Annotated in this window: 11 protein-coding genes; 4 read left to right on the forward strand and 7 right to left on the reverse strand. The window is 58.1% G+C overall.

The window, feature by feature from the left end; all coding sequences use genetic code 11:
* Positions 1-103 precede the first annotated feature (103 nt).
* Positions 104-358, forward strand: a complete 255-nt coding sequence (locus ACYVJT_RS14570) for a DDE-type integrase/transposase/recombinase (RefSeq protein WP_343957283.1) — start codon at positions 104-106, stop codon at positions 356-358.
* An 87-nt stretch (positions 359-445) separates the two neighbouring features.
* On the opposite strand, the gene ACYVJT_RS14575 is transcribed toward ACYVJT_RS14570, so the two are convergent.
* Positions 446-550, reverse strand: coding sequence for a phosphatidate cytidylyltransferase (locus tag ACYVJT_RS14575; RefSeq protein ID WP_343957286.1), 105 nt, complete (start codon positions 548-550; stop codon positions 446-448).
* 262 nt (positions 551-812) lie between these two features.
* Between ACYVJT_RS14575 and adhP the strand changes: the two genes are divergently transcribed.
* The gene (gene adhP / locus ACYVJT_RS14580; RefSeq protein ID WP_343957304.1) at positions 813-1,823 is read left to right on the forward strand and encodes an alcohol dehydrogenase AdhP; all 1,011 of its coding nucleotides are present in this window, start codon (positions 813-815) and stop codon (positions 1,821-1,823) included.
* 295 nt (positions 1,824-2,118) lie between these two features.
* Here the strand turns inward: adhP and ACYVJT_RS14585 are convergent, their stop codons facing one another.
* Genes ACYVJT_RS14585 through ACYVJT_RS14595 form a run of 3 tightly spaced genes read right to left on the reverse strand, consistent with a single transcriptional unit; the run spans position 2,119 to position 4,513 of the window.
* The gene (locus ACYVJT_RS14585) at positions 2,119-3,108 is read right to left on the reverse strand and encodes a phosphatidate cytidylyltransferase (RefSeq protein WP_343957288.1); all 990 of its coding nucleotides are present in this window, start codon (positions 3,106-3,108) and stop codon (positions 2,119-2,121) included.
* Positions 3,105-3,812 (reverse strand): lysophospholipid acyltransferase family protein, encoded by a 708-nt coding sequence (locus tag ACYVJT_RS14590; RefSeq protein ID WP_343957290.1) that lies wholly within the window; start codon positions 3,810-3,812, stop codon positions 3,105-3,107. Before ACYVJT_RS14590 ends, ACYVJT_RS14585 begins: the two co-directional genes overlap by 4 nt.
* On the reverse strand, positions 3,809-4,513 hold the full coding sequence (locus tag ACYVJT_RS14595; protein WP_343957292.1) for a CDP-alcohol phosphatidyltransferase family protein: 705 nt from the start codon (positions 4,511-4,513) through the stop codon (positions 3,809-3,811). Before ACYVJT_RS14595 ends, ACYVJT_RS14590 begins: the two co-directional genes overlap by 4 nt.
* 105 nt (positions 4,514-4,618) lie before the next feature.
* Between ACYVJT_RS14595 and ACYVJT_RS14600 the strand changes: the two genes are divergently transcribed.
* Positions 4,619-5,191 carry a hypothetical protein gene (locus tag ACYVJT_RS14600; RefSeq protein ID WP_343957294.1) on the forward strand — a complete coding sequence of 191 codons (573 nt, stop codon included), beginning with the start codon at positions 4,619-4,621 and terminating at the stop codon, positions 5,189-5,191.
* A 39-nt stretch (positions 5,192-5,230) separates the two neighbouring features.
* Entirely contained in the window at positions 5,231-6,232 is a 1,002-nt protein-coding gene (gene hutG, locus ACYVJT_RS14605) for a formimidoylglutamase (RefSeq protein WP_343957296.1), read from the forward strand.
* Here hutG and ACYVJT_RS14610 read toward each other — a convergent pair.
* The 3 genes from ACYVJT_RS14610 to ACYVJT_RS14620 are packed head-to-tail and all read right to left on the reverse strand — an operon-like array spanning position 6,179 to position 8,996.
* Positions 6,179-8,428: a heavy metal translocating P-type ATPase gene (locus tag ACYVJT_RS14610; RefSeq protein ID WP_343957298.1), complete on the reverse strand. Its 2,250-nt coding sequence runs from the start codon at positions 8,426-8,428 to the stop codon at positions 6,179-6,181. The two genes, hutG and ACYVJT_RS14610, sit on opposite strands and share 54 nt — an antisense overlap.
* 27 nt (positions 8,429-8,455) lie before the next feature.
* The gene (locus ACYVJT_RS14615; RefSeq protein WP_343957300.1) at positions 8,456-8,671 is read right to left on the reverse strand and encodes a heavy-metal-associated domain-containing protein; all 216 of its coding nucleotides are present in this window, start codon (positions 8,669-8,671) and stop codon (positions 8,456-8,458) included.
* A gap of 16 nt (positions 8,672-8,687) precedes the next feature.
* The gene (locus tag ACYVJT_RS14620) at positions 8,688-8,996 is read right to left on the reverse strand and encodes a metal-sensitive transcriptional regulator (RefSeq protein WP_343957302.1); all 309 of its coding nucleotides are present in this window, start codon (positions 8,994-8,996) and stop codon (positions 8,688-8,690) included.
* Positions 8,997-9,304 lie beyond the last annotated feature (308 nt).

Raw genomic sequence — 9,304 nt, forward strand, 5'->3', positions numbered from 1 at the left:
CGTCGGAAGAACGCTTCACGTTCTTTGGCTTTGTATTGCGGATTAGCTTTTCCTCTTGGCCGCTCGACCATCACACACCTCTGAACTTCAGAGTGTTGCAACGATGACTGGAATCCAAGCAGGGCAGGGCTGGTTGTATTTGGCTACCGTCATTGATTTATGTACCGGGATGGTCATCGGGTGGAATACCGCCAATCATATGCGCACCGATCTATGCATTGGCGCGTTGCAGATGGCCCGAGACCAGGGGTATTTCCACTCTGACCAGGTTGTGTATCACACGGACCGGGGTGCTCAGGGCGGATTCAACTGGTCGTGGATACCGCTACGTCGCTGGACGCTATTGAACAGTGCGTGACTGGTGCGAAAGCCTTCTTGATTGCCTAGGTCGTGAAGAAAAACCGGACCAGGTGGAAAAATACCGGAGCCGAGAAGCTCAGGGAATCTAAACGATCCATGTGCCGCCATGTCCGGCGATCGTGGCACCAAAGTCCTTGACATCACGGTCGCGTTTGATGGACGACATCACCAAGCCACCAAAGGATCCCATCAAGCACGAGACGAACGCCAACAGCGCGGCCCGCCACCAGGCCCCTCGAATAGATAGCTAGCAGCTTGCGGTGCGATTGCAACGTTGATGCAACCCACCCGTGGCTAATGTGTTGTACATCACTAACTGAGCGTCTGGGTGAATTCGTTCGAAGGAATACGAATGCTCTACGACACCTATACGCGAGGGCAGTGACATGACGCCGTTCAAGGCGCAACTGGTTCATCACATCTGGTAAAGCTAGGAGCATGTACTTATGTCTATGAAAGCCGCAGTTGTTAAGGAATTTGGCGACTCCGTTGAGATCGAGAACACTGAAAAACCAAAACCCGGCAAGTACCAGGCGCTGGTGAAATTGATTTCAACCGGGGTGTGTCACACGGACCTCCATGCCATGGAGGGAGACTGGCCGGTCAAGCCATCACCACCCTTCATCCCTGGGCACGAAGGCGTGGGGGTTGTTGAAGAGCTAGGCGAAGACGCAGTCAATTTTGAGGTCGGAGATGTAGCAGGTAACGCATGGCTCTGGAGTGCCTGCGGCAACTGTGAATACTGTCGACGAGGCTGGGAGACACTCTGTCACGAGCAAGTGAATGGTGGATATTCGACGGATGGCTCGTTCGGCGAATATATGCTCATTGATACGCGATATGCCCCGAAGATTCCTCAGGGTGCGGATCCATATGAAGTCGGTCCCGTCTTGTGCGCAGGCGTTACCGTCTATAAGGGGTTGAAAGAAACCGAAGCTCAGCCCGGTAATTGGGTCGTGATCTCCGGCATTGGTGGGTTAGGGCACCTGGCGGTGCAATATGCAGTCGCCATGGGTTTGCGCGTTATAGCAGTTGATATTACCCATGACAAGTTAGAACTAGCCCAAAAACATGGTGCCGAGATAGCCATCAATGCAGCCGAGTCCGATCCAGCTGCTGAAGTTCAAAAACAGGTTGGCGGCGCTCACGGAGTTCTCGTGACGGCTGTCCACGAACAAGCGTTCAGTCAGGCAATTGGTATGTCACGTCGTGGTGGCACGATCGTCTTTAATGGTCTCCCGCCAGGTAAGTTCGATGTGTCTGTATTCGATGTCGTGCTAAACGGACTGACGGTCCGAGGCTCGATTGTAGGGACGCGTCAGGACATGATTGAAGCGTTGGAGCTCTATGCCGCTGGCAAGATCAAACCAACGTATCAGCGTCGCCCGCTGGAAGATCTCAACGGTATTTTCGACGAGATGCGCAACGGTACGATCGATGGCCGCGTGGTGATTGAATACTGACGTGGGGCTACGCGGACAGAGGATAGCGGTTGCTCTGAGGTATGTGCCCCAGAGCGATCGCTATTCCTGTGATGCATCCAGAACCTCTTGTTACCTAATATCCGGTTCGGTGTCTATCGTGGATTCTCTATGGTTTCGGGGCGCCGGGTAAACGTCTTATAGCCGACAGCGCGTTCAGATGAAGACCTGGCCTCGGGCAACGTTATCTGGGCTGGTCGAAAGTGTCACTGCCGTGGAGTGGGATGGCTAAACGCGACGCTGAGTTCAACTAGCTATACTTTGGTGTCTTGACCCGCTAGGTTGTGAAGAAAAACCGGACCAGGTGGAAAAACACCGGAGCCGAGAAGCTCAGGGAATCTAAACGATCCATGATGCCGCCGTGTCCGGCGATCGTTGCACCAAAGTCCTTGACGCCACGGTCGCGTTTGATGGACGACATCACCAAGCCACCAAAGAATCCCATCAGACACGAGACGAACGCCAGCATGGCCGCTTGCCACCACGTAAACGGCGTGATCCACCACAGGGCGGCACCAATGGCCGTTGCGGTGAGCACGCCACCGATGAGTCCCTCCCACGTTTTATTGGGCGAAACCGACGGCGCGACCGGATGTTTGCCCAGCGTCTTGCCCCACACGTACTGGAACACATCAGAAAGTTGAACCACCACCACGAGGAACAACATCAGCAATGCACCCTGGGCACCACCCGAGCCAAGCGGGGCCCCTTCTGCGGCCTCGCGGCCCATATCCATCATCACCGGCAGCTGCATGATGGCCGGTATGTGGCTGATGGCGTAGACACACACCATCAGCGCCCATTGGATCAGTGCGGCCCGCTGCAAGAAATTGCTGGTGTCACCGGCCAGTGCGTTACGGATCGGCAAGAATAAAAACGCGTAGACGGGGATGAGCACGGCAAACGCCCCGTACCAGTGTTCCCAAAGAAACCAGTAGTTGATCACCGGAATGATGTAGACCAGCCAGATAAGGGTCTTATGATCCGACCGGTGCGTCGGGGCGATCGTGAGGAACTCACGCAGCGCAAGAAATGACAGCACCAGAAACAACACAATGACAGCGGTCTCACCGATCAGTAGCGTCGCGGCCAAACCAACGGCCATGATCCACCACGCGGCGATGCGTTGGTTCAGGTTTTTCAGCGTCGAATTGTCTTTGCCGCGGTTGGCAATACCGAGGATTGCGGCGATGGCGGTGGCTAATACGAGAATGCCACCGATCCCGACGAATAACCAGATGACGGTGGAATCTATCAGACCGATCATTCGGTGTCTCCTTCAGTCTGCGGTTTTGACTGCAGCTCGTGGACCAATACGGCACGCGCCCGGGTGAGGAAGTCTTCCTGGGATTCTGTCGGCTCCACATGTAGCGGCTTATGCACGACGACTTGGGAGAGATGGGGGACCGGGATGATCTCGCCTTTGGGGAGCATGCGTCCTAAATTTTTCAGCGTGACCGGTACGACGGGCACATCGGGTGCGTGGCACGCCAGCCGGTAGAGCCCCGCTTGGAACGTTGCGACCTCGTCGCCAGGGCCCCGGGTTCCTTCCGGAAAAATGATGAGCGAATCCCCGGCATCCAGGATTTCCGTCATGCCGGTGAGCTGACTGGTTTTCGGTGAGCTGCCCGAATCGGTTTGGCGACTGGTACGAGCATCAGCACGTGTATGCGGGCGATCATTGGACCGATGCACCAGGTGAGCATTGAAGATGCGGGTGGCAATGGATTTCTTGAGACCCGAACCCCAATAGTCGGCCGCGGCAATTGGCCGCACGCGGGGCTGGAGCTCGGCGGGCATAATGGCCCACAGGGTGACAAAATCCAGGTGCGATGAATGATTCGCATAATAGATGGCCTGCGGTGGGAACTGTGGTTCGCCACCATCGGCTCCTTCTGCAGTGGGCCGTGCACCCGAGGCAGTGGTGATCAACCCCGAGAGCCCACGCCGGAACACATTCGAAACTTTCATGGGGTCGCATCCTCTCTCGCGTGCAGTGCTGTGGCAATGTGCTTGAGTCGCACCATGACGGTGATGATCGAGCCCAGTAAGATCACGGCCAAGCCGAGTGCTACGAACAGTCCGTGCCGGTCGAAGAGTGGTTCAAACAGCGACGCGAGGCTGGCCACCACGAGCACCCACATGCGGGCCGGTTTGGCCATGGGCCCCTCGAAGAAGTTGCCGACCCCATTGGCTGCGCCCAGGGTGCGAACATAGGCGGTCAGGATAGCCGCAGCGGCTGCAGCCCACCCGATCACCACACCCCAGTCAACGCCGGCAGCCTGCCAGACACCGACAGTCGCGTATCCCGCGGCGGCGAGTAACAGCAGATCAGCGAGACGGTCGGGCACCTCGTTGAAGAGATCCCCGGTGGGTGTGTGCAGGCCCTTCTCGACGGCAAGCATGCCATCCAACATGTTGAGCAGTAACCGCAACGGGATACACAGGGCAGCGACGATAAGCCACGCGGCCCGTGCCCCGTCGGTGGTGACCAATGCTGATGCGATAAAGCTCGCCGCACCCAGTGCCGCAAACAGCACCGAACCCACGGATACTTTGTTGGGCGTGAGTTTGGCGGCGTACATGACGTCGGCCAACGTGGCTGCCCAGCCCGTGGAACGCTGCCGGATGGCTCGGCGGTCCGTGCCATGTGGTGGTTGTGGTTCTGACATGATTCCTCGATGGGATCAGGAGTGGAAGTACTGCTCCAGTGTAGGCGCTGAGCTAGGCTGAAACCTAGAGATTCTTGACCACCTTGATCTTGGAGTTGGTGCCAGGTGTTCCGTCCATCGGTTGACCACGGTATTGCCGCTACATGGGGTACCGCTGAAGCCACACTATTCTTTGTCGTGCCAGACGTCTGGACGAGTTGGTTAGCACTCCACCGTCCCAAACATGGCATGGCGACGACGGTCTCAGCGCTCGCCGGTGCACTGATCGGAGGGGCTACGACGTTCAAGGTGGCCCAGCAGATGCGACCTGAGGATACCGAAAACATCTTGACCTCGGTTCCCGGGGTGTCTGCGCAGATGGTGGCCACAGTAGAGCGCCAGCTCGATGAGCAGGGTTGGTCGGCACTGGTACTGGGCCCGACGCGGGGCGTGCCTTATAAAATTTATGCCCGCACGCTGGCCCATGGTGAGGCAGACTTTGGCCGGTTCATGGCACTGTCTGTGCCGGCGCGGATGGTGCGATTCCTCGCGGTGACCGGCGGCGTGGCCGGGCTCGGCAAACTCGCAGATCGGATGGGCATCAGTGCGGCAGGCAAAACGGGCATCTTCGCCACCGGGTGGATCGGCTTCTACACGTGGTACTTCACGCTCGGGCCCGGCAAGAAACAGCGGGCGTAGATGTTTCGTGTGGCGCTCGCAGCGTTCTAAGCTGGAGCCATGACAGAATTTGCTTTCCCCACCTGGACCGGCCGTCACGATGGTTCCGGGCAACAACAGAAGCGTTGGCACTCAACGATCGCCCCGGTCGACAATGCGCAAGCGGGTTTCGCGCTGCTGGGATTCGTCTCCGATGAGGGTGTTCGCCGCAACCAAGGTCGCACCGGTGCTGCAGAAGGTCCGGCAGCCATCCGTTCCGCACTGGGGTCAATGGCTGTGCATCATGAGGTCCCACTTTTCGATGGTGGGGACGTCATCGTCTCCGATGGGGAGCTGGAATCCGCCCAGCAACGCTACGGGCAAGCACTGTCACAACTGTTGCAGCAACGAAAACTGACCGTCGGGCTGGGCGGTGGCCACGAGCTTGCCTGGGCTTCCTATCTGGGTGTGCGCGGCGCGTACCCGAATGCACGGCTGGGCATTATTAACCTGGATGCCCACTTGGATAACCGGTCGGATGAGCAGGCGACTTCGGGCACCGGGTTCGCGCAAATCATGGCGGCCGAAGCACAGTCTGGTGCGCAAACACAGGTCACCGCGCTTGGTATCGCCGAGGCCTCGAATACTGCTGAGCTGTTCAATCGGGCCAAAGATACTGGCATACGGTGGATTACCGATGATCGTTGGATCACCTATCCAAGCGAAGCCGGCGCTGCCGTGGCACAGTTGCTCGAGCAGGTGGATGTCGTCTACCTGACCATTGATTTGGACGTGCTGCCGGCAGCAACCGCACCGGCGGTCAGCGCACCGGCGGCCTATGGTGTGCCGCTGCCACTGGTGTCCGCAGTGATCGATCACGTGGCAGCGTCAGGCAAACTCGTGCACGCTGATATCGCCGAACTGAACCCGAGTTTTGACCGAGACAACCAGACGGCGGCGGTGGCGGCCCGTTTCGTGGACCGTCTCACCACCGCCGAGCGGGGTCAACACCTTGTGCAATCTCACCCGTCAGCGGCCGAAGCGAGTCAGTCGCAGGGAATTGAGTACAACCAGTACCGATGATGCGGCCATCGCAGCACCGGCAAACATCGGGTTGAGTAGACCGAAGGCTGCGATCGGAATGCCGGCAGTGTTGTAGGCGAACGCCCAGAAGAGGTTAGTCCGGATAATGCGCAGCGTCTTGCGGGATAACTGCAGCGATTGTGAGACCTGGGTCAGCGATGAACCCATGACGGTAATGTCAGCTGCTTCACGAGCGACATCAGTTCCTGATCCCATGGCGATTCCAAGATCCGCTTGCGCCAGTGCGGGAGCATCGTTGACGCCATCACCGGCCATCGCGACCGTCTTGCCTTGGCCCTGGAGTGTTTTGACCTTGTCAACCTTGTCATCAGGACGGACACCCGCGAACACGTCGTCGGGGTCGATACCGACTTCGGCAGCAACCTGGCGAGCGACTGACTCATTATCGCCGGTCAGTAGCATCGGGGTGATGCCCATGTTTTTCAACTCAGCGATCGCTTGCGCTGACGTGTCTTTGATCTGGTCCTGCAGGGAAATGATCCCGGCCAGTTGACCATCGATCGCAACCCAAATGGCCGTCGCCCCTGCTGCTTCCGCATCGGCCAGCGCTTGGTCTTGGGCCGAGGTGAGTTCGCCAGTATGTTCAACGATGAATGTGGAGCGTCCGGCAGCGACACGATAGTGGGTGCCATGCATCGACACGGTCCCAATGACCCCGCCACCAGCGGTGGATACGAATTCGGTGACCTCTGGCAACTCGGTCACGTTCTTGCCCGCCGTCACGATGGCGTGAGCGATCGGGTGCTCGGATCCCAGTTCAACGGCAGCTGCGGCCACCAGGACTTCGTCGACGTTGCGATCCTCGAAGGTCAGGACATCGGAGACGGCCATTTCACCTTTAGTGATGGTGCCGGTTTTATCCAACACCACGGTATCCACGCCGCGGGAGTCTTCCAGCACCTGCGGACCGCTGATCAAAATGCCCATTTGTGATGCACGGCCGGTACCGGCCAGTAGACCAATCGGGGTGGCTAAGCCGAGGGCACACGGGCAGGCGATGATCAAGACAGTCACTGCCGCACGGAATGCGGTGGCAGGGTCCCCGAACATGAGCCATGCGGCCAACGTGATGAGCGCGATGACCAACACGATTGGTACGAATACCGCAGAGATTCGGTCGGCCAGGCGGGCAATCGGTGCTTTTTCAGACTGGGCTCGGGAGACCAGCTTTCCCATCTGTGCCAGGGTCGTATTGGAGCCAGTACGGGTCGCGCGGACGATCAAGCGTCCGGAAGTGTTGATGGTCGCACCCGTGACGGTGTCGCTTTCGGAGACTTCGACCGGCACTGATTCGCCGGTGATGAGCGAGGTATCAATGGCCGAATGACCTGCGACGACAAACCCGTCGGTTGCGATCTTTTCGCCGGGACGAACGACGAGCTCATCGCCGACCTGGAGTTTGGCCGCATCAATGACGACTTCTTGGCCGTCGCGCAGGACGGTCGCTTTATTTGCGGCCAGGTTTAGCAGCGAACGCAGTGCCTCACCGGCGCGGTTTTTCGCACGAGCTTCAAGGTAGCGTCCTAGCAATAAGAAGGTGGTGACGACACCGGCGGTTTCGTAATACAGCGTATGGTCGTGTGTTCCCGCGGCGAGCGTCATCGTTGGGTTGAGTGCCAGTTCGACGGTCGAATACACCCAGGCCGCAGTCACACCGATCGACACCAGTGTGTCCATGGTCGAGTTGCCGTGCCGCGCAGCCTTCATCGCGCCACGGTGGAATGGCCAGCCACCCCAAAACGTGATGGGTAACGAAAGTGCCATGGCTACCCAACCCCAGTGTGGGAACTGGAAGACCGTGAACATGGAGATCAAGAACAGCGGAACGGTCAGCACAGCTGAGACAATCAGGCGAGGCTTCAGCTCGGCCACACCCGGGGCGTCATCGACTTTTGGGTCTTCGTGCGTGTCTTCATCGGAATCATCGTCTGATACCGGTGGTTGATCGCCGTGGACTGCAGCATCATAACCAGCGGTGGAGACCGCGTCGATCAAAATTCGATCTTCCAGTCCCGCAGGTACCTTGAGGTAGGCCTGGTTGAGTGGCAGGTTGACCGAGGCTTCGACGCCGTCGATTTTTTCGAGCTGGCGTTCCACCCGGCCCACGCACGACGCGCATGACATGCCACTGATATCCAGTTGCACTTCACGGCTGTCGTTCGTTTGGGTAGTCATGGGAATCCTTCGTTTTGAGGCCAGCTGCTAGTCGACCACGGTGTAGCCAGCTTCGGCTACCGCGTCGTGCAGCTGCTGGGTTGAGGGAGTGGGGTTAGACGTCACGGTTGCGGTGGATACGCCACCGTTGACCAGATCGATGTTGACGTCGGTGACGCCGGGTAGGGACTGCAGCTCGTCAGTGACGGAGCCGACGCAGCCCTGGCAGGTCAGGCCTTCGAGTTTCAGAGTGGTTTGTGCCATGAATGTTTGTCCTTTTCTAACGCAGGAGTCGACCGATAGTGGCCGAGACTTCTTGTACTTTTTCTTCGATTACTGCTTCGTCACCCGACGCAACGGCGTCGATGACGCAGTGATTCATGTGGTCGGTCACCAAGCCGAGACTCAATGAGTGCATAGCCTTGTTGACCGCCGAAATCTGTGTCAGCAAATCAATGCAGTAGGTGTCATCCTCAACCATTCGCCGTATGCCGCGTACTTGTCCTTCAATGCGCGCCAAACGTTTGAGGTACGCCTCTTTGGAGGAGGAGTAGCCGTGTGGGCCGGGATTTTCATGCGTCGTCGTCATGCGCTTTACCTCGTTTTTTCATCGTAAACTACTTTTAGTTATATACCCCATAGGGGTATGGGTCAAGCCGGTCTGTTCGCCTCGCGTGGATACGGGGGAGGGGTATGGTGAAGAGATGCGCTTCCCCGGGCTAGATCAACGATAATTTCCGTCAGTGGGCTGGAGTGATAACCTCAGCGAGGACAGTGGCTTTCATGTGGTCGTACTCGACCCCCGTTAGCTTATAAGTACACCAGATATCCGGCAGGATGGATGGTGGGCCGGTCCGGTTCTTGGGCATGATCGTGTGCCCCCAGTCATTGATGATC

Source organism: Yaniella soli (assembly GCF_054782375.1).